At 70.4% G+C, this 19,006-nt stretch carries 14 protein-coding genes; 9 read left to right on the top strand and 5 right to left on the bottom strand.

Annotation, left to right across the window (positions count from 1 at the left end; translation table 11 throughout):
- Positions 1 to 26: 26 nt before the first annotated feature.
- On the bottom strand, positions 27 to 893 hold the full coding sequence (locus ABH923_RS08460) for an AraC family transcriptional regulator (RefSeq protein WP_370054913.1): 867 nt from the start codon (positions 891 to 893) through the stop codon (positions 27 to 29).
- 155 nt (positions 894 to 1,048) lie between these two features.
- Between ABH923_RS08460 and ABH923_RS08455 the strand changes: the two genes are divergently transcribed.
- From ABH923_RS08455 to ABH923_RS08440, 4 genes are read left to right on the top strand one after another with little or no spacing between them, the layout of a single operon-like run.
- Complete coding sequence (locus ABH923_RS08455) at positions 1,049 to 2,338, top strand: ABC transporter substrate-binding protein (RefSeq protein ID WP_370054912.1); 1,290 nt, start codon at positions 1,049 to 1,051, stop codon at positions 2,336 to 2,338.
- Entirely contained in the window at positions 2,335 to 3,240 is a 906-nt protein-coding gene (locus ABH923_RS08450) for a carbohydrate ABC transporter permease (protein ID WP_370054911.1), read from the top strand. The genes ABH923_RS08455 and ABH923_RS08450 overlap by 4 nt, the downstream gene beginning before the upstream one ends.
- Positions 3,237 to 4,130, top strand: coding sequence for a carbohydrate ABC transporter permease (locus tag ABH923_RS08445; RefSeq protein ID WP_370054910.1), 894 nt, complete (start codon positions 3,237 to 3,239; stop codon positions 4,128 to 4,130). Before ABH923_RS08450 ends, ABH923_RS08445 begins: the two co-directional genes overlap by 4 nt.
- Positions 4,131 to 4,135: 5 nt before the next feature.
- Positions 4,136 to 6,274 (top strand): alpha-galactosidase, encoded by a 2,139-nt coding sequence (locus tag ABH923_RS08440; RefSeq protein ID WP_370054909.1) that lies wholly within the window; start codon positions 4,136 to 4,138, stop codon positions 6,272 to 6,274.
- 64 nt (positions 6,275 to 6,338) lie between these two features.
- Here the strand turns inward: ABH923_RS08440 and ABH923_RS08435 are convergent, their stop codons facing one another.
- Positions 6,339 to 8,459: an NPCBM/NEW2 domain-containing protein gene (locus tag ABH923_RS08435; protein ID WP_370054908.1), complete on the bottom strand. Its 2,121-nt coding sequence runs from the start codon at positions 8,457 to 8,459 to the stop codon at positions 6,339 to 6,341.
- Positions 8,460 to 8,730: 271 nt separating this feature from the next.
- On the opposite strand from ABH923_RS08435, the gene ABH923_RS08430 reads away from it, so the two are divergent.
- Positions 8,731 to 10,473 carry an MFS transporter gene (locus ABH923_RS08430; RefSeq protein WP_370054906.1) on the top strand — a complete coding sequence of 581 codons (1,743 nt, stop codon included), beginning with the start codon at positions 8,731 to 8,733 and terminating at the stop codon, positions 10,471 to 10,473.
- Positions 10,457 to 10,918 carry a MarR family winged helix-turn-helix transcriptional regulator gene (locus tag ABH923_RS08425; RefSeq protein ID WP_370054905.1) on the top strand — a complete coding sequence of 154 codons (462 nt, stop codon included), beginning with the start codon at positions 10,457 to 10,459 and terminating at the stop codon, positions 10,916 to 10,918. Before ABH923_RS08430 ends, ABH923_RS08425 begins: the two co-directional genes overlap by 17 nt.
- 68 nt (positions 10,919 to 10,986) lie before the next feature.
- Here ABH923_RS08425 and ABH923_RS08420 read toward each other — a convergent pair whose 3' ends face one another.
- Positions 10,987 to 12,540, bottom strand: coding sequence for an amino acid permease (locus ABH923_RS08420; protein WP_370054904.1), 1,554 nt, complete (start codon positions 12,538 to 12,540; stop codon positions 10,987 to 10,989).
- 59 nt (positions 12,541 to 12,599) lie between these two features.
- Positions 12,600 to 13,445, bottom strand: a complete 846-nt coding sequence (locus tag ABH923_RS08415) for an EamA family transporter (protein WP_370054903.1) — start codon at positions 13,443 to 13,445, stop codon at positions 12,600 to 12,602.
- A gap of 185 nt (positions 13,446 to 13,630) precedes the next feature.
- Between ABH923_RS08415 and recQ the strand changes: the two genes are divergently transcribed.
- The gene (recQ, locus tag ABH923_RS08410; protein ID WP_370054902.1) at positions 13,631 to 15,643 is read left to right on the top strand and encodes a DNA helicase RecQ; all 2,013 of its coding nucleotides are present in this window, start codon (positions 13,631 to 13,633) and stop codon (positions 15,641 to 15,643) included.
- A gap of 76 nt (positions 15,644 to 15,719) precedes the next feature.
- Here the strand turns inward: recQ and ABH923_RS08405 are convergent, their stop codons facing one another.
- Entirely contained in the window at positions 15,720 to 16,532 is an 813-nt protein-coding gene (locus ABH923_RS08405; RefSeq protein WP_370054901.1) for a DeoR/GlpR family DNA-binding transcription regulator, read from the bottom strand.
- A gap of 114 nt (positions 16,533 to 16,646) precedes the next feature.
- Here ABH923_RS08405 and melA point away from each other — a divergent pair, with 114 nt between their 5' ends.
- Complete coding sequence (melA, locus tag ABH923_RS08400; protein WP_370054900.1) at positions 16,647 to 17,975, top strand: alpha-galactosidase; 1,329 nt, start codon at positions 16,647 to 16,649, stop codon at positions 17,973 to 17,975.
- Positions 17,976 to 18,100: 125 nt separating this feature from the next.
- On the top strand, positions 18,101 to 19,000 hold the full coding sequence (locus tag ABH923_RS08395) for an SIS domain-containing protein (RefSeq protein WP_370054899.1): 900 nt from the start codon (positions 18,101 to 18,103) through the stop codon (positions 18,998 to 19,000).
- The last annotated feature ends 6 nt before the right edge of the window (positions 19,001 to 19,006 follow it).

Below are 19,006 nucleotides of genomic sequence, written 5' to 3'. Positions count from 1 at the left end.
GCGAGCGGACGGCCGGGAGACCGGAATCAGCCCTTGTGCTGCTCCCGGTACTCCCGTGCCGTCATCCCGTGCACCTTCTTGAACTGGCGGGCGAAGTAGAACGAGTCCGGATAGCCGACCTCCGCCGCGATGGCGGCCACCGTCGCGGACGTGGTGTCGAGCAGCTCGCGGGCGCGCGACATCCGCAGCATGGTCTGGTACTGCAGCACCGGATAGCCGACATGCCGCTTGAACAGCGCGCTGAAGTGCGACGTGCTGAGGGAGGCCATCGCCGCGAGCTCGGGAACGGTCACCCGGTCGGCGATGTGCGCCCGGAGGTACTCGGTGGCGTGGTCGATCACATCGCCCGCCTCGTCCGTGCGCGACCGCTCGGAGGCCAGCAGGGTGAGCGCGTGCCAGGCGGCGCCGGCGGCGGCGTTGAGGCTCGTCGTGGTGCTGTCGCGCTCCGTCCAGGCCAGCACCTCCGACATGAGCGAGACGACCGGATAGAGGTCCCTGGGCCGGCGGACGGGGTTCTCCGCGGTCATGCCGGCGGCGGCCAGGAACGGCTCCACATCGGGCCCGGCGGCGTGGAACCACCACAGCGTCCACGGATTGTCCACGTCGGCCCCGTACGCGTGCGGCTGCCGTGGCGGGATCACGACGACCTGCCCCTGGTGTACGGGGAATCGTCCAGCTTCGGTCTCGCACCAGCCCGATCCCTCGACGCAGGCGATCACGATGGCCTGCGCGATCGGCGTGGTCCGGCGGCGTCCGTGGGAGTCCGCCTTCGGGAAATATCCGCTGTCCGTCACGACGAGTCGCGTCGTTCCCGGCTGCTGGAGGAACTCGCGGACGCGCGGACGGGGAAGGACCAGCATGCGCTGGCCGGGGAATCCGTCGGGGATGAGCACCGCACGATTCTGCGCCACAGTCGTCGAAATGTCCAGATACGTCGCCGGATTCTGCTACGGCGGCAGCGCAGACCGACCTACCGTTGATGTCGTCGGACGTAGGATTCTCCTTCAGCCGACCCCCTCGCGATCACCCCCACGAAATGGAGTCGAAGATGACCCGAAAGAACACCCGATGGCTGATGGCGCTCGGCAGCGCCGTCGCCGCGACGGCGCTGCTCGCGGGCTGCGTCTCCACGTCGGGCCAAGCGCAGCAGGCCAAGAGCGGCCCGGACGCCTCCGGACCCCTGATCCTGCAGTCCCGCTTCACCGACGCGGAGAAGGGCGGCCTCGACAAGCTGGTGAAGGACTTCAACGCCAAGGGCGAAGGCCAGGTCAAGATCAACACCATCCCGACCACCACCTTCAACCAGCAGCTCCCGTCCTACCTCACCGCCAAGAACCCGCCGGACGTCTACACCTGGTACGCAGGACAGGCCACGCGCGACTTCGCCGACCAGAACCTCCTGCTCGACCTGTCGAGCGTGTGGAAGGACCACGGCAGCGACTTCCCGTCCTCGCTCAAGACCCTCAGCCAGGACTCGTCCGGCAAGCAGGTCTTCGTTCCGACCGGCTACTACTGGTGGGGCGTCTACTACTTCAAGAGCGACTTCCAGAAGCTCGGCATCACCCCGCCGAAGACGTGGGACGAGTTCCTCGCCGACTCCGCGAAGATCAAGAGCCAGGGCGTGACCCCGATCACGGCAGGGCTCAGCGACAACGCCTGGCTCGCCTCCGCGTGGTTCGACTACCTGGACCTGCGCATCAACGGCGCGGACTTCCACCTGAAGCTGCTCTCGGGCAAGGAGAAGTACGACAGCCCGCAGGTGCGCAAGGTGATGGCCGCGTTCAAGCAGGTGCTCCCGTACTTCGACCCCGCGGTGCTCGGCACCAACCAGAACCAGGCGATGAGCGACTTCTCGCAGGGCAAGGTCGCCATGTACCTGCTCGGCGCGTGGGCACAGCCGTCGGTCCCGGCCGACAAGCAGAGCGACCTCGGGTTCTTCCAGTTCCCGACGATCGACCCCTCGGTGCCGGTCGCCGAGGAGGGCCCGACCGACGGGTTCATCGCCAGCGTGAAGACGGACAAGCCGAACCTGACGAAGAAGTTCCTCGACTACGTCGCCAGCCCGCAGGCCCAGACGGACCTCGCGGCGAGTCAGCAGGGCACCTACCTGCCGGCGAACACCAAGGCGTCGCTGAACCTCGACGCGCTCTCCAAGCAGGGCAAGGACATGCTGCAGTCCGCCAAGCAGGTCACGCAGTTCTACAACAGGGACGCGGGTGACGCCCAGCAGACACCGGCCGACACCGCGCTGACCAGCTTCATCGCCCACCCGGAGAACCTGGACCAGATCCTGAAGGATTGGGACGCGGCCTCCGCCAAGATCCGGGCGACTTCGTGACCACTCTCACCTCTGTTCGCGGTCGGCGGCGGATCTCCATTCCGCCGCCGATCGTGTTCGCCCTCGTCCTCATCCCGTTCCTGGTGGAGGCGGTCGGAGTCTTCTGGCCGGCTTTCCAGGGGATCAGCCTCTCGTTCCTGCACTGGAACGGCATCGGGCCGGCCACCCCGGTCGGCGTGCAGAACTACGTCGACCTGTTCTCCGACCCGATCTTCCTCACCGCGCTCAAGAACACCGCCATCTGGATCGTGCTCTTCGGCGGCATCTCCTTCGCCGCCGGCCTCGGCGTCGCGCTGCTGTTCCAGTCGGAGCGCCGCGGCGTCGGTATCTACCGCACGGCGCTATTCCTCCCGATCGTGTTCTCGCTGGTCGTCACCGCGCTGATCTGGGGAGCGTTCTTCCAGCCGAACGGCGTCCTGAACAACGTCCTCGACGCGGTCGGGCTGCACAGCTGGACGCACGTCTGGCTCGGCGACTCGAGCACAGCCCTCTACGCGGCGATCGTCGCCGCCCTGTGGCGTGAGATCGGCTACGTCATGGTGCTGTTCATCGCCGGGCTCAAGGCGATCGACCCCGCGGTCCAGGAGGCCGCCCGCGTCGACGGCGCCGGCGCCTGGCAGCGCTTCTGGCACGTCACCATGCCCCAGCTCCGCAGCGTCAACCTCGTGGTGCTGTCCGTGCTCATCATCGACTCGCTGCGCTCCTTCGACATCGTCTGGGCCATGACCAGAGGCGGCCCGTACCACTCCACGGAGCTGCTGAGCACGTACATGTTCTCGACGGCGTTCGGCTCGCACGCCCTGGGCTACGCCTCCGCCATCGCGGTCGTCATCTTCGTCCTCGCGATCGCCGTCATCGTGTCCTATCTCGTCCGCGCACTGTCCGAGGAGAAGGAAGCATGACTGCGACCGCCGCCCAGACCCGCACCGCCGCCGCCCGGCCCGTGACCACGGTCCGCCGGCGCAGCCGCCGCAAGACCGCCGCGACCGTCGGCTTCCACACCAGCGGCATCCTGATCTCGCTGGCGTGGTTCGCGCCGATCCTCGTCGTGCTCATCACGTCGTTCCGCACGTTCGTCGACATCTCCGCCAACGGCATCGCCGGCCTCCCGCACAGCTTCACGCTCAGCACCTACGTGCAGGCGTGGAACCAGGGCGGGCTCTTCCAGGCCCTGGTCAACAGCATGATCGTGACCATCCCGACCGTGATCCTCACCCTGCTCTTCTCGGCCGCGGCCGCGTTCGGACTCAGCCGGTACCGGGTGCCGTTCCGCCGGACGATCCTGCTCATGATGCTCGCGGGCAACCTCCTGCCGGTCCAGATGCTGCTCATCCCGGTGGCGCGGCTGACCCAGCAGCTCAACGTCTACGACACCCTCGGCGCGCTGGTGGCCGTTCAGGTCGCGTTCGGCATCGGCTTCTACACCTTCGTGCTCTACGGCTTCATGCGCACCATCCCGCACGAGCTGCAGGAGGCCGCGACCCTCGACGGCGCGAGCGCGACCCGGATCTTCCTGCAGGTGATCCTGCCGCTGACCCGGCCGGCGCTCGCCGCGCTCGGCGCGCTGTCGTTCACCTGGGTCTTCAACGACCTGCTCTGGTCGATCACGCTGCTGCAGACCTCCGAGAAGCTCCCGATCACCGCCGCGGTGCTCTCGCTGCAGGGCGAGTACGTGTCGAGCTGGTCCGTCATCGCCGCCGCGACCGTCGTCGCCGCCATCCCCTCCACGATCGTCTTCCTGCTCTTCCAGCGCAGCTTCATCGGGGGCCTCGCCCTCGGATCGGTGAAATAGAACACATGCACGTCGACACGGACCTCGTCCACCTGCGCGCGGGAGGCACGAGCGTCGTCGTCCTCCTCGACGACGGCCGCCTGCCGCGCATCCTGCACTGGGGCGACGACCTCGGCGAGCTCCGGTCGGCCGAGCTGGACGCGATCGCCCGCACCGCCAGGCCCGCGGTCGGCGACAGCCTCGTCACCTACCCGCAGCCGGTCCCGGTTCTCGCGCAGCTTCCGGAAGGCTGGCTCGGCCGGCCCGGGCTGGTCGGCGACTCCGCCGGTCGGCGCTGGGCTCCGCGCTTCCTGGTCACGGCTGCGGAGGTCGTCCGCTCGGCCGTGGGCGTGACGCTGAGTGTCGACGCTACGGACGCCGAGTACGGGCTGTCCCTCTCCCTCGATATCGAGGTGCTGGAGGCGAGCGGCCTCGTGCGCCAGCGGGCGCGTCTCCGCAACGACGAGGCCGACGCCTTCCGGGTGGACGGCCTCGAACTCGCGCTGCCGGTCCCGTCGGAGGCCGACGAGGTGCTCGACCTCACCGGCCGGTGGGCGCTGGAGCGCGTTCCGCAGCGCCGTGCCTTCGACGTCGGGGAGTGGGTGCGCACCTCCCGCGGCGGCAAGCCCGGGCTGGAGCACACCCTCCTGCTCGCCGCGGGCGAGCGCGGCTTCGGCTTCCGCTCCGGTCGCGTCTGGGCCACGCATCTGGGCTGGAGCGGCAACCAGACCCTCGCCGCCGAGCGGACTCCCGCGAACATCCGCCGGCTCTCCGCAGTGGAGGGCCTCGCGGCCGCCGAGGTCGTGCTCGCGCAGGGCGACGAGTACGTCTCGCCGTGGCAGTACGGCTCGTGGGGCGATGGGCTCGACGAGCTCGCCGCACGCTTCCACCGGCACCTGCGCGCCGCCGCCTCGTACCCGGACGGGCCGCGCCCGGTGCTCGTCAACACGTGGGAGGCCGTCTACTTCGACCACGACCCTGCCGCGCTCACCCGGTTCGCCGAGGAGGCAGCCGCGATCGGCGCCGAGCGCTTCGTGATCGACGACGGCTGGTTCACCGGCCGCCGCGACGACACCACCTCGCTCGGCGACTGGGATGTCGACCCCGAGCGCTGGCCGGACGGCCTCGGCCCGATCGCCGAGCGCGTCCGCGAACTGGGCATGGACTTCGGCCTCTGGTTCGAGCCCGAGATGATCAACCTGGACTCGCTCCTCGCGGTCGAGCACCCCGAGTGGGTCTTCGACGCCGGGCATGGCCCCGGCCTCCCGTCACGGCAGCAGCACGTCCTCGACCTCGGGCATCCGGAGGCGTACGCGTACGTGCTGGAGAAGATGAGCGCGCTCATCGCCGAGCTCGGCATCGCCTACGTGAAGTGGGACCACAACCGCTACCTGCTCGACGCCGGCCACACCCCGACCGGGAGGCCGGGGCTCCGTGAGCAGACGCTCGCCGCGTACCGGCTCATGGACGAGCTGCACTCCCGCCATCCCGGGCTGGAGATCGAGTCGTGCGCGAGCGGCGGCGGCCGGATCGACCTGGGCGTGCTGGAGCGCACCCAGCGCGTCTGGCCGAGCGACTGCAACGACCCGCACGAGCGGCTGGAGGTCCAGCGCTGGACCGGGCTGCTCGTCCCGCCGGAGCTGCAAGGCACCCACATCGGCGCGGAGGAGTCGCACACCACGCACCGCAGCCACCCGCTGTCGTACCGCGGCGAGAAGGCGCTCTGGGGCCACCTCGGCGTCGAGATCGACCTCCTCATCGCCTCCGACGACACGAAGCGGGCGCTGGCCGACTGGATCGCGTTCCACAAGGCGCACCGCGCCCTCCTGCACTCCGGCGTCGTCGTGCACGCCGACCTGTCCGAGACCGCTGCGCGGCTGGAGGGCGTGGTCGCTGCCGACGGGTCGGAGGCGCTCTACGCGTACTCGCTGACGGAGCGCCCGCGCACGTGGCCGGTCGGTCGCGCCGGGCTCCCCGGTCTGGACGATTCGCTGATGTACGAGGTGAGCGCTGTGTACCCCGCCGGGGAGCGTCCCGGCGGCGACCAGCCGCCGTGGCTGGCGGACGGAGCGGTGCTCAGCGGGCGCGTGCTGCGGCTGGTGGGCATCGAGCTGCCGTCGCTCGACCCGGACCGGTCCGTCCTGCTGCATGTCCGCGCTGTCTGACAGGCGGGACTGACAGGAAAGAGGGGGCGTGCCGTCGGCACGCCCCCTCTTCCGTGTCAGGCGATCAGCTGCAGCTGATCAACGGCGCAGCCCAGTCGGCTCGGTCGTTGTACCCGCCGTCGCCGGCGTCCCCGACGTGCAGCACCAGCTCACGCGCACCGGTGAGGTTCACGTCGAAGGCGACCGCGTGGCCGCGTGTGACGACCCCGCTGTCCCAGACGGTCTTGCCGTCAGCGACCAGCGAGAACGTCGCCGTGCCGCCGCCGGGGCCGACGTTGTTCACCACGTCGTCGATGCCGACCGTGCCGGTCAGTCGCGTGCAGACCCCGCCGACGTAGTAGCGGATGTCCGACGGGCTGGCGACGCCGAGCCCGGTCGCGTAGGTGGTGCCCGCGACGCGGATCGGGTTGCCGCCGCCGACGCTCTGGTCGACCGCGGGCGTCATCCAGCCGCTGGTCGCCGAGACCCACGGCTGGTGGGAGAGCGGCTGGTCGGCGCCGGAGGGCGGCGCGGGCGCGACGGTCACCGTGGCGACCGGCGAGGAGACCGTCACCGAGCCCCGGATGCCGGAGAACGAGACGGCCGCGCCGATCGAGGACGCCCCGACCGGGGTGCCGGCCGGGACCGTCACCGTGAACCGGGCCGTCGCCGTCCCGCCCGGGACGATCACCTGCTGCTGTCCGCCGTCCGCCGAGCTCGTCCATCCCGCCGGCGTCGTGAGCGACACCATCGCCGACTGGGCCGGCGTGGTGCCGTCGTTGCGGACGGCGACCGTCACTGCGAGCTTCGAGCCAGCCGCGGCGAGGAGGTCGCCCGTGGGCGTGATCGCCGTACCGTTCACCGCGGTGAACGACGGAGCGCCGACCAGGACGCGCGGGCTCTGCGGCTGACCGACCCCCTTCTTCACGATCAGCACCGACACACCGTGCGCCGGGACGCCGGAGCGGATGCTGTCCTTCGCCTCGGTGAGCGCATGCGTCCAGGCGTCCGTGATGGTCACGCGGGTCGCGTCGATGCCGACGGCCGAGGGAGTCGTCGCGATGTCCGCAGGGGTGTCACCCCGGTTGACCAGCGCGACGGCGGTGGAGCCGTCCGCGAGCGGCTTCACCCAGGTCTCGGTCGTGCCGGCTGCGCCCACACGCACGGCCTGCTTGCCGAGCGGGTCGCGATCGATGGCGAGGAGGTCGGGGTTGGTGAGGGTGGCGACGGTCGCCGGGGTGAACGTCCGCGGGTCGCTGCCGATGACGAGCGGAGCGGCCGACATCGACCACAGCGCCATCTGCGACCGGAACTCCTCGTCGGTCATCCCGAGCTGCGGGCCCAGGTAGTCCGGGTCGTTCCAGTGGCCGGGGCCCGCGGCCTCCGGATGCCGCGCGTTCGCGTCGAAGTTGCGGAGCACGTCGGTGTACTTGATCGAGTTCACGAAGCCCACGTCGGTGTAGGTGCGCCACGATTGCGCGATCGCCGGAGCGTAGCTCCAGGTGTTCGTCGACTGCTGCGACTCCGGGTAGTTGCCCCAGTCGGGCGAGGTCACCGGGTTGCAGATGTTGAGGATCATCGGCCGCCCGCTGCTGTTGTGCCGGATCGCGTCCGCGAACTGCGTGTAGACGGTCTTCGGGTCGAGGTTCGCGGTGATCCCGCAGAGGAAGTCGGCCTTCACCGCGTCGAATCCCCACTTCGCGAACGTGTCGGCGTCGGTCTGGTAGTGGCCGTAGCTGCCGAGCCCGCAGGAGCCCGGGATGTACGGACCGGCGTCGGTGTAGATGCCCGCCTTCAGGCCCTTGGCGTGGATGGCGGCGGCGAGGGCGGCCATCCCCTGGGGAAAGCGAGCCGGGTCGCCCTGCAGCAGGCCGTCGGCGCCGCGCGGGGTGGAGGCCTGCCAGCCGCCGTCCAGCCACACGATGTCGTAGCCGGCCTTGGCGAGCCCGCTGGAGACCAGGTGGTCGGCGACGTCGAGCACCTGTGTGGCGGTGTAGTCGCCGCCGAGGCCGAAGTAGGTGTTCCAGCCGGCGTACGGGGTGGCGGCCAGCGGTGCGGTCGCCGGTGCGGTCGCCGGTGTCGTCGCGGCGGCCACACGAGGTGCGGCGGCCTTCGGTGCGGCGGCGGCCGGCAGCGCCGTGGTGGTGAGCGCTGTGAGGCCGAGCAGCGCCGCGACGCCGAGCCCCAGTAAGCGTTTGGTCAACATGAAAGCTCCAGACTTCTTCGTCGTCGCCCGGGCGAGCGCCGGGCACCCCCATGAGACCGCGCGGCGCGGGGAGGCCGGAAGTCAGCGGACGCCTGAATACCTGGACAAGTCGACGATCGGACTGGTCATGCGGGTTGGGGAACATCTCGGCCGGTTATATAGTTAACGCATATAAATCATCAGCGCGCCGACGCGCTCCCCGCTCCGGCTCGCACCTCCTGCCTGGGCCGGCGACCCACGACACACGACACGAAACGCACGAAGGACTCTCTTGGCCCGCACCGGCATCTTCACCAAAGATCACCCGCACTATCGCTGGGTGGCGCTCTCCAACACCACTCTCGGCATGCTCATGGCGACGATCAACTCGTCGATCGTCATCATCTCGCTGCCCGCGATCTTCACCGGCGTCAAGCTGAACCCGCTCCAGCCGGGAAACGTCTCGTACCTGCTCTGGATGCTGATGGGCTACATGCTCGTCACCGCCGTGCTCGTCGTCATGTTCGGCCGGATGGGCGACCAGTACGGGCGGGTCCGCATCTACAACTTCGGCTTCGTGATCTTCACGGTCGCCGCGATCGCGCTCTGCCTCGACCCGTTCTCGGGCGGACCCGGCGCGATGTGGCTGATCGCCTGGCGGTTCGTGCAGGGCGTCGGCGGCGCGATGCTGTTCGCCAACTCGACCGCGATCCTCACCGACGCGTTCCCGGCCAACAAGCGCGGCTTCGCGCTCGGCCTCAACCAGGTCGCGGCGATCGCGGGCTCGTTCATCGGTCTCATCCTCGGCGGCGTGCTCGCCGAGATCGACTGGCGCGCGGTCTTCTTCGTCTCGGTCCCGTTCGGGATCATCGGCACCATCTGGTCCTTCAAGTCGCTGCACGAGGTCGGCCAGAAGAACCCCGGCCGCATCGACTGGCTCGGCAACGTCACCTTCGCCTTCGGCCTGACCGCCCTCCTCGCCGGGATCACCTACGGCATCCAGCCCTACGGCGGCAGCTCCCAGGGCTGGGGCAACCCGTGGGTGCTCGGCGCCATCGTGGGAGGCATCCTGCTGCTGATCGCGTTCGTGGTCATCGAGCTGAAGGTGCCGTCGCCGATGTTCGACATGCGGCTGTTCAAGATCCGGGCGTTCTCGTCCGGCATCTTCTCCGGCTTCCTCGCCGCGATCGGGCGCGGCGGTCTCCAGTTCATGCTGATCATCTGGCTGCAGGGGATCTGGCTGCCGCTGCACGGCTACAGCTACGAGTCCACGCCGCTCTGGGCGGGCATCTACATGCTGCCGATCACGATCGGCTTCCTCATCGCGGGCCCGATCTCCGGCGCGCTCTCCGACCGGTTCGGCTCGCGGGCGTTCGCGACCGTCGGGCTCCTGCTCGTGGCAGCAACGTTCATCGGCCTCCTGCTCATCCCCGTGAACTTCGAGTACTGGCAGTTCGCGGTGCTCACCGGCCTGAACGGCATCGGCTCGGGCCTGTTCTCGTCGCCGAACCGCACGGCGATCATGAACAGCGTGCCGCCGAACGAGCGCGGCGCGGCCTCCGGGATGGCGGGCGTCGCCCTCAACGCCGGCAGCTCGCTCTCCATCGGCATCTTCTTCTCGCTGATGATCGCGGGCCTGTCGGTGGCGCTGCCCGGCGCGCTCACCAGCGGACTGACCTCGCACGGCGTGCCGCAGAGCGTCGCAGCGCAGGTCGGCGCGACACCTCCTGTCGGCAGCCTGTTCGCGGCATTCCTGGGCTACAACCCGATCGCGAGCCTGCTCGGCCCGACCGGCCTGCTGCAGTCCCCGCACGTGGACGCGGCGACGCTGACGGGCAAGGAGTTCTTCCCGCAGCTCATCTCCGGGCCGTTCCACGACGGGCTCGTGGTGGTGTTCATCGCCGCCGCCGTCATGAGTGTCATCGGCGCGATCGCCTCGTTCCTCGGCGGATCCAAGTATGTTCATGAGGAGGCCGTCGCAGTCGCACGGCCGGTCGCTGTGGAAGGCGAGGAAGTCGGTGCAGGACGAGCGTGAGCATTCCGGACGGCCGACGACCGGTGACGACGATGTCCCCGGCCGCCTGGCCCTGGCTGTCGGCCGGCTGAACCGCCGCATCCGCTCGGCCACGGGAGGCCTCAGCCACGGGCAGCTCTCGGCGCTCTCCACGATCGTGCGCCGCGGGCCGCTGCGGCCGAGCGAGATCGCCGCGATCGAGGTCGTGGCGGCGCCGACGATCACGCGCGTGGTCTCCGACCTGGAGGCCCGCGGGCTCGTCGAGCGCACGCCGGACCCGGCCGACGGCCGGTCCTTCTTCGTGTCGGGCACGCAGGCCGGGAACGACCTCCTGCTCGCCGCGCGCTCCGACCGCGCGCAGGCCGTCGCCGCCATCCTCGCCGAGCTCGCACCGGAGGACGTCGCCGCCCTCCGCGCCGCCCTCCCCGCCCTCGAGCAGGCCGCCCACACCCGCCCGACCCCCTGACCTCAGCCGAGAGGTGAGTAATCGCGGAAATCCCGGGTGGGATTTCCGCGATTACTCACGTTTCGCGATCAGGGGCGCGGGCGGCGGGGGCGGCGGGCGGCGACGACGGGGTGGGCGCCGGTGTAGCCCTCGCGGGCCTGCGCGATGGCGAGGATGCGCGAGCGCTGCGCGTACCAGCCCAGGATCAGCAGCGGGATGATGACCACCAGCGACGCGACCGTGTACGTCCCGGTCGGATAGTCGAAGGCCATCAGCACGATCACCGACGCCAGGAACGCCAGCGTCAGGTACGCGGTGAACGGCGCCCCGAACAGGCGGAACGACGGCCGCGCCAGCTTGCCCTGCAGCGACCAGCGCCGGAGCTGCATCTGGCAGAGGACGATCATGGCCCAGCTCGTCACGATGCCGAGGGCGGCCACGTTCAGCACGATGTTGAACGCCTCCGCGGGCACGATCAGGTTGAGGAAGACACCGAGCACGCCGATCGACGCGGTCAGCAGGATGCCGCCGTACGGCACGCCGCGCGCGTTCATCCGGGCGGTGAAGGCGGGCGCCGCGCCGGTCTGTGCCATCGAGTGCAGGATGCGGCCGGTCGAATACATTCCGGCGTTCAGGCTCGACAGGGCGGCCGTGAGCACGACGAAGTTCATCACCGAGCCGATGATCGCGCTGAGCTGCGGACCGCCGAGGTGGCTGAAGAATGTGACGAACGGGCTCTCGTTGGCGCTGTAGACGCTCGCCGGGAGCAGCAGCGCCAGGAGGAGCACCGATCCGCAGTAGAAGACCGCGATGCGGAAGACCACGCTGTTGATCGCGCGCGGCATGATCTTCTCCGGGTTCTCGGTCTCGCCGGCCGCGATGCCGACCAGCTCCACCCCCGCGTAGGCGAAGACGACGCCCTGCACGAGCACGATCGCCATCCCGATCGTGGCGACGCCGTGCGGGAGCAGCCAGCCGTTCTGCGCGGGCATCGCGAGTCCGGTCGGTCCCTGGTCGGTGGGCCAGCCGGCGGAGAGCACGATGATGCCGACGACGAGGAAGGCGACAAGCGCGCCCACCTTGATGATCGCGAACCAGAACTCCATCTCGCCGAACACCTTCACCGAGATGAGGTTGAGGCTCACGACGACGACCAGCGCGATCAGCGCGAGCAGCCACTGCGGCACGGACGAGAACAACTGCCAGTACTTCACATAGAGCGCGACGGCGGTGGAGTCCACGATCGCGGTCATGGCCCAGTTGAGGAAGTACATCCAGCCGGCGACGTACGCCATCTTCTCGCCGTAGAACTCGCGCGCGTAGGAGACGAAGGAGCCGGACGACGGCCGGTGCAGCACCAGCTCGCCGAGCGCGCGCAGCACCAGGAACGCGAAGAACCCGCAGACCGCATAGACGAGGACGAGCAGCGGGCCGCCCTGCTGGAGCCGGCCTCCCGCGCCGAGGAAGAGGCCGGTGCCGATGGCACCGCCGATCGCGATCATCTGGAGCTGCCGCGCCGACAGCGCCTTGTGGTAGCCCTCCTGCTCGCTGGAGAAGTCCTGCACCGCCTGGGACACGTCGCCGACGTGCTCGCGACGGTTCTCCAGCTCGTCTGCGGGGTCGTGCGGTGTGTTCTGCGTCATCGGCGGCCTCCCGTGGTCCGGCGACCCACAGTACCTGGTGCTCGCGGAGCCGCCAGGCCTCAGGCGACGGCGAGCATCCCCGCGGCGGTGACAGCGAGGACCAGCCCGACCCACTGCACGGGCGCGATCCGCTCGCGCAGCACGAGGGCCGCGAGCACGATCGTGCCGGCCGGGTAGAGGGCCACGAGAACGGACATCGTCGTCAGGTCGCCCGCCCGCAGGCCGAGCAGGATGAGCACGTTCGCGGAGGCGTCCAGCAGACCGGAGCCGAGCGCGAGCAGCACGCCGCGCCGGGTGAGCCGCCGGGTGGCGCCGCGCACGGCCAGGATGCCGACGATCGTCCACATGATCGCCGCATTGACCGTGCGGTTGGCGACCAGCGGGACGAGCCCCGAGTCGGCGGGGGTCTGGTTGAGCATGATGAGGAACACGCCGATCAGCGCGCCTGCGGCGAGGGCCATCCCGAGCGCGCGGCCGCTCGGACGCACGGCGCCGCGCTCCGGGACGAAGCCGACCAGCACGACCGCGACCAGAGCGAGGCCGAGCGCGACGTAGCCGATCGGGGCGAACCGGTCGCCGCCGGCGAGGCCCCACACCATCGGCACGACCGCGGACACCAGCGCGGTCAGCGGCGACAGGATGCTCATCGGCCCGATCGCCAGGCACGCGTAGAGCAGGGCGACCGCGGCGGCGCCGACGACGCCGGAGGCCGCGCCCCAGCCGAGGGCGGCGGCCGACCAGACGCCGCCGACGAACGGCAGGGCGGCGAGGAGGAGCGCGAGGCCGCCGACCGCGCCGAGGGCGGTGGTGCGCAGCGGGCCGATCGCGCGCGCGGCGACGCCGCCGACGAAGTCGGCCGAACCGTAGACGAGAGCGCTGAGCAGGCCGAGGATCGCGGCCGGCATCAGGCCGCCGTCGCCGGGTGGGGGAGGGACGCGGTGCCGTGTCGGGGGTGCGTCCGCATGGGCCGATCGTAGCGGAGGGCGCTTCTGCGGGCAGGTTCGTCCTCCACGGGCGCGCTGCCGGGGTGAGTTCTCCACAGATTCGCCTCGCGGGACTCGCGGTCGGCGGCGGTCGTTACGATCGAGGGATGAGCAACACATGGGAGCCCGACGACCGGGAGGCGCCGCCCTTCGACGAGCCGCCGTTCGACGCCGAGCCCCCGCTGCCCGACTTCGGCGACGACCCGTATGGGGACGTGCCGTTCTCGGACGCGCCGTTCTCCGATGCGCCGTCTGCGTCGTCCGGTGGCCCGTCCGCCGCCGCGCCGCGGACCCCGCAGGCGACGCCCGCCCGCTTCGCCTCGCCAGCCGAGGCCCTGCGCACCGTGTTCGGCTACGACTCCTTCCGCGGGCAGCAGGCCGAGATCATCGACCGGGTGGTCGCCGGCGGCGACGCCGTCGTACTCATGCCGACCGGCGGCGGCAAGTCGCTCTGCTACCAGATCCCCTCGCTGGTGCGCGAGGGCACGGGCGTCGTGGTGTCCCCGCTCATCGCGCTCATGCAGGATCAGGTCGACGCGCTGACCGCCGTCGGCGTGCGTGCCGCGTTCCTCAACTCGACCCAGGACTCCGGACAGCGTTCCGCGGTCGAGCGCGCCTACCTCGCGGGCGAGCTCGACATCCTCTACGTCGCCCCCGAACGGCTGTCCAGCGAGGCGACCAAGCGCTTCCTGGAGCGCGGCCGTATCGCGCTGTTCGCCATCGACGAGGCGCACTGCGTCTCCCAGTGGGGCCACGACTTCCGTCCGGACTACCTGGCGCTCTCCGAGCTGGCGGACCGCTGGCCCGGCGTCCCGCGCATCGCCCTCACCGCGACCGCGACCGAGGCGACCCACCGCGAGCTCACCGAACGCCTGCGGCTCGACAGCGCGGAGCACTTCGTCGCCGACTTCGACCGGCCGAACATCCAGTACCGCATCGTCCCCAAGGTCGAGGTGCGCAAGCAGCTCCTCGACTTCATCACGAGCGAGCACCCCGGCGAGGCGGGCATCGTCTACGCGCTGTCCCGCAACTCCGTGGAGCGCACCGCCGAGTTCCTGGCCGGCCGCGGTCTCACCGCCCTCCCGTATCACGCCGGGCTCGACGCCCAGACGCGGGCGCGCACCCAGTCGCGGTTCCTGCGCGAGGACGGCGTGATCGTCGTCGCGACCATCGCGTTCGGAATGGGCATCGACAAGCCGGACGTGCGGTTCGTCGCCCACATCGACCTCCCGAAGTCCGTCGAGGGCTACTACCAGGAGACCGGCCGCGCGGGGCGCGACGGCCTGCCGTCGACCACCTGGCTCGCGTACGGGCTGCAGGACGTCGTGCAGCAGCGCCGCATGATCGACGACTCCCCCGGCGACCTCGCCCACCGCCGCCGGCTCACTCAGCACCTGGATGCGATGCTCGCGCTCTGCGAGACGGTGCAGTGCCGCCGAGTGAACCTGCTGAACTACTTCGGCCAGCGCGCGACGCCCTGCGGCAACTGCGACACCTGCCTCACCCCGCCCGAGACCTGGGACGGCACCGTGCCGGCCCAGAAGCTGCTCTCGACGGTCGTGCGGCTGCAGCGCGAGCGCAACCAGCGCTTCGGCGCTGGCCACCTCATCGACATCCTGCGCGCCAAGCGCACCCCGCGCGTCGACCAGTACGGCCACGACGGGCTGGCCACCTGGGGGATCGGCGACGACCTCGGCGAGAGCCAGTGGCGCGGCGTCGTGCGCCAGCTCATCGCCCAGGAGCTGCTCAAGCCGGAGGGGGAGTACGGCGTCCTCGCGCTGACCCCGGCGAGCGCCGAGGTGCTGTCCGGCGGCCGGGAGGTCGTGCTCCGCCGCGAACCCGAACGCCCGGCCCGCTCCTCCCGCGGCGGCCGGTCGGCGGCGCCCTCCGACCTGGCCCCGGCCGACGCCGGCCTCTTCGAGGCGCTGCGCGCCTGGCGCGCGAGCGAGGCGAAGACTCAGGGCGTCCCCGCCTACATCGTGTTCGGCGACGCGACGCTGCGCGCGGTCGCGTCCGCCCGGCCCGCGACGCTCGCCGACCTGGACGGCATCAGCGGCATCGGCGCGAAGAAGAAGGAGACGTACGGGGAGGCGCTGCTGGAGGTCGTGGCGGGCGCCTGAGCCCGCGGGACGCGCACACCGAAGGTCACCTCGCCGAAGGTCGCCTCACGCGCGGTCACCTCACGCGTCGGTCACCTCACGCGTCGGCGACCACGACCTCCACGCCTGCGGCCCGCAGCCGGCCCAGCTCCTCCGGGTCGGCCGAGCTGTCGGTGATGATCAGCGCGACCTGCTGGAGGTCGGCGATCGGGGCGAGGGCGACGTTGCCGATCTTGGAGCCGTCGGCGACGACGACGGTGCGCTGGGCCTTCGCCACCATCGCACGATTGGTGCGCGCCTCGGTCTCGTCGTAGGTGGTGACTCCCGACGAGACGCTGATCCCGTCGGCGCCCAGGATCGCCGTGCCGACGTTGACCGCGCTGAACGTGTTCTCGGCGATCGCACCGACCAGTTCGAGCGATTGCGGGCGCAGGAAGCCGCCGGTCATCACGACGCGGACGCCGGCGAAGCCCGAGAGGAGGTTGGCGATCGTCAGCGAGTTGGTGACGACCGCGATATCGCGATGGTTCGCCAGCGCGCGGGCGACACTCGCGGTGGTCGTGCCGCCGCTGAGCGCGACGACGTGCCGTTCCGAGGGGAGGCGCGCGACCATGGTCTTCGCGATGGCGCGTTTGGCCTCCTGGAACCGGGTGTCCCGCAAGGCCACCGGGAGCTCCTGACCGCGTTCCAGAACGGTCGCGCCGCCGTGCGTGCGCAGGAGCAGTTGCTGGTCTGCCAGGTCGGCGAGGTCGCGCCGGGCGGTCGGCGCGGAGATGCCCAGCGTGTCGGCGAGCTCGGAGAGACTGATCGATCCGCGCTCCGACACGAGCTCGAGAATCTGGAGCATGCGCCGGGCGCGGCGGCCGGAGCTGACGCGGGCGATCACGGATTCGGCGGACGGAGCGACCATCGCGGGTGTCCTTTCCAGCGGTTCGTGGGCAATGCGATCAGTACTGATGAGCACTTTAGCGGTAATTCGCTCAGTTTCTTGCACAGAACGAACACGCTATCGCAAAATCGGCCCATGCCACAGATTGTCTTCCTCGGTGCGGGCAGCGTCGTCTTCACCCGCCAGCTGCTCGCCGACCTCTTCCGCTTCGACGACCTCCCGACCCTCCGCATCGTGCTCCACGACATCGACGCCGAACGCCTCGCCGTGGCGAGCGGCACCGCCGAACAGGTGGCGGCGCGGTTCGGGAGGACGGCCGACGTCGTCGCCACCCTCGATCGCCGCGAGGCGCTCGCCGGCGCCGACTTCGTCATCAACATGATCCAGGTCGGCGGGATCGACGCCACCCGCATCGACCTGGAGGTGCCTGCCGCCGCCGGGCTGCTCCAGACGATCGGCGACACGACAGGTGTCGGCGGGGTCTTCCGCGGGCTGCGCACCTTCCCCGTGCTCTCCGGGATCGCCGCGGACATGCTCGACCTCTGCCCGGACGCCTGGTTCCTCAACTACACCAACCCGATGGCGATGAACGTCTGGTGGATGTCGGTCGTCGCACCCTCCATCAAGACCGTCGGCCTCTGCCACAGCGTGTACTGGACGGTGCACGACCTCTGCGCGCTCATCGGCGTCCCCCTGGAGGGCACCCACTACCGGGCGGCCGGGGTCAACCACCAGGCCTGGCTCGTCGAGTGGTCCCGCGACGGCGAAGACCTCTACCCGCTGCTGCGGGAGGCGATCGAGCGCGACCCCGAGCTGCGCCGCCGGGTGCGCGTCGAGATCTTCGAGCGGATCGGCTTCTTCCCGACGGAGACCAGCGAGCACTCCTCCGAGTACCTCTCCTGGTTCCTCCGCTCGCCCGAGCAGATCGAACGGTTCCGACTGCGACCGCTGGAGTATCTCGGGATCTCGGAGGAGAACGTCGCCGAGTTCGAGCACGCGAAGGCCGCGCTCGCCGCGGGCGAGCCCCTGGAACTCGAGGAGGGCGCGGCCGAGTACGCGCCGCAGGTCATCCATTCGATCCTCACCGGCACCGAGCGCGTCATCCACGCCAACGTCGTCAATCGGGGACTGATCGGCAACCTGCCGGAGGGCGCCATCGTCGAGGTGCCGAGCCGCGTCGACGCCGACGGCGTGCACCCGCTTCCCTTCGGCGACATCCCCAGCCAGGGCGCCGCGCTGAACCGCAGCTATCTCTCGGTCGCCGAGCTCGCCGTGGAAGCCGCTCGAACGGGCGACCCCGCGCTCGTCCGCCGCGCCGTGCTGGCCGATCCGAACGCGAGCTCGTCGCTGACGCCCGAGCAGCTCTGGGCGCTCTGCGACGAGCTCACCGCACGCCATGCCTCCCGCCTGCCCGTCGCCCTCGGCGGCACGCTGACGGCAGACACGTTTTCTAGGAATCTGTAAAGAACGATCAATCCGAGTGAGCGATTCGAGCAATCTCGTTGTCAAACGCTCACTGGCAACCAAAGATGAATCCCAGCGCGACGAGCGATGCTGCTCGTCCCGCGAGACCCGACCAGGAGTACCCCGTGACACCGACCCCCCGCGAGACCCTGACCTCCCGTGAGATCGCCAGCCAGCCCGCCGTCTGGCGCGAAGCCCTCGAATGGCACGCCGACAGGGCCCGAGAGCTCCTGACCCTCCCCGGAGCGCGCGTGCTCGTGCTCGGCTGCGGCACCTCCGCCTTCGTCGCCGAGTCGTTCGCGGCGCTGCGCGAGCAGTCGGGGTTCGGGATCACCGACGCGGCGTACGCGTCGGAGCCCTGGCCGTGGCGCGACTACGACGCCGTCGTGATCCTGAGCCGGTCGGGAACCACCACCGAGGCGATCGAGGCGATGGACGGCCTCCCGGAGGGCGTGCGCACGATCGCCGTGACCGGGGTCGCCGACTCACCCGTCGCTGAGCGCGCCGACGACGTGCTGCTGCTGGACTTCGCCGATGAGGAGTCCGTCGTCCAGACCCGGTTCCCGACCACGTTCCTCGTGCTGGCGCGCTCCGCGTTCGGGGAGGACGTCAGCAGCCTCCCCGACGAGGCCGACGCAGCGCTCGCCCGCCCGCTCGGCATCGACACGACGGCTCTCGAGCACTTTGTCTACCTCGGCAGCGGCTGGACCTACGGGCTCGCCCAGGAGGCCGCACTCAAGATCCGGGAGGCCGCGCAGGCGTGGGCGGAGTCGTACCCGCTCCTCGACTACCGTCACGGCCCGCTCGCCGTCGCCGACGACCGCTCCCTGGTCTGGCTCATCGGCCGCAGCGAGCCGAGCCTCGTCGAGGACATCGAGCGCACAGGCGCGACCGTCCGGATCAGCACCTCCGACCCGCTCGTCGAGCTGGCGAACGCACAACGGCTGGCCGTCGCGATCGCCGAACGACGCGGGCTCGACCCCGACTCACCCCGACACCTGACCCGCTCGATCGTGCTCGGCTGAGCAGCG

Source organism: Leifsonia sp. EB41 (genome assembly GCF_041262565.1).
Lineage (GTDB): Bacteria > Actinomycetota > Actinomycetes > Actinomycetales > Microbacteriaceae > Leifsonia.
This window is presented reverse-complemented; position numbering and strand designations above follow the sequence as displayed.

Excerpts from the sequence above, each read along its gene's own strand:
- ABH923_RS08455 (WP_370054912.1), top strand. The coding sequence starts at position 1,049 with ATGACCCGAAAGAACACCCGATGGCTGATGGCGCTCGGCAGCGCCGTC.
- ABH923_RS08445 (WP_370054910.1), top strand. The coding sequence starts at position 3,237 with ATGACTGCGACCGCCGCCCAGACCCGCACCGCCGCCGCCCGGCCCGTG.
- ABH923_RS08440 (WP_370054909.1), top strand. The coding sequence starts at position 4,136 with ATGCACGTCGACACGGACCTCGTCCACCTGCGCGCGGGAGGCACGAGC.
- ABH923_RS08435 (WP_370054908.1), bottom strand. The coding sequence starts at position 8,459 with ATGTTGACCAAACGCTTACTGGGGCTCGGCGTCGCGGCGCTGCTCGGC.
- ABH923_RS08420 (WP_370054904.1), bottom strand. The coding sequence starts at position 12,540 with ATGACGCAGAACACACCGCACGACCCCGCAGACGAGCTGGAGAACCGT.
- ABH923_RS08415 (WP_370054903.1), bottom strand. The coding sequence starts at position 13,445 with ATGCCGGCCGCGATCCTCGGCCTGCTCAGCGCTCTCGTCTACGGTTCG.
- recQ (WP_370054902.1), top strand. The coding sequence starts at position 13,631 with ATGAGCAACACATGGGAGCCCGACGACCGGGAGGCGCCGCCCTTCGAC.
- ABH923_RS08405 (WP_370054901.1), bottom strand. The coding sequence starts at position 16,532 with ATGGTCGCTCCGTCCGCCGAATCCGTGATCGCCCGCGTCAGCTCCGGC.
- melA (WP_370054900.1), top strand. The coding sequence starts at position 16,647 with ATGCCACAGATTGTCTTCCTCGGTGCGGGCAGCGTCGTCTTCACCCGC.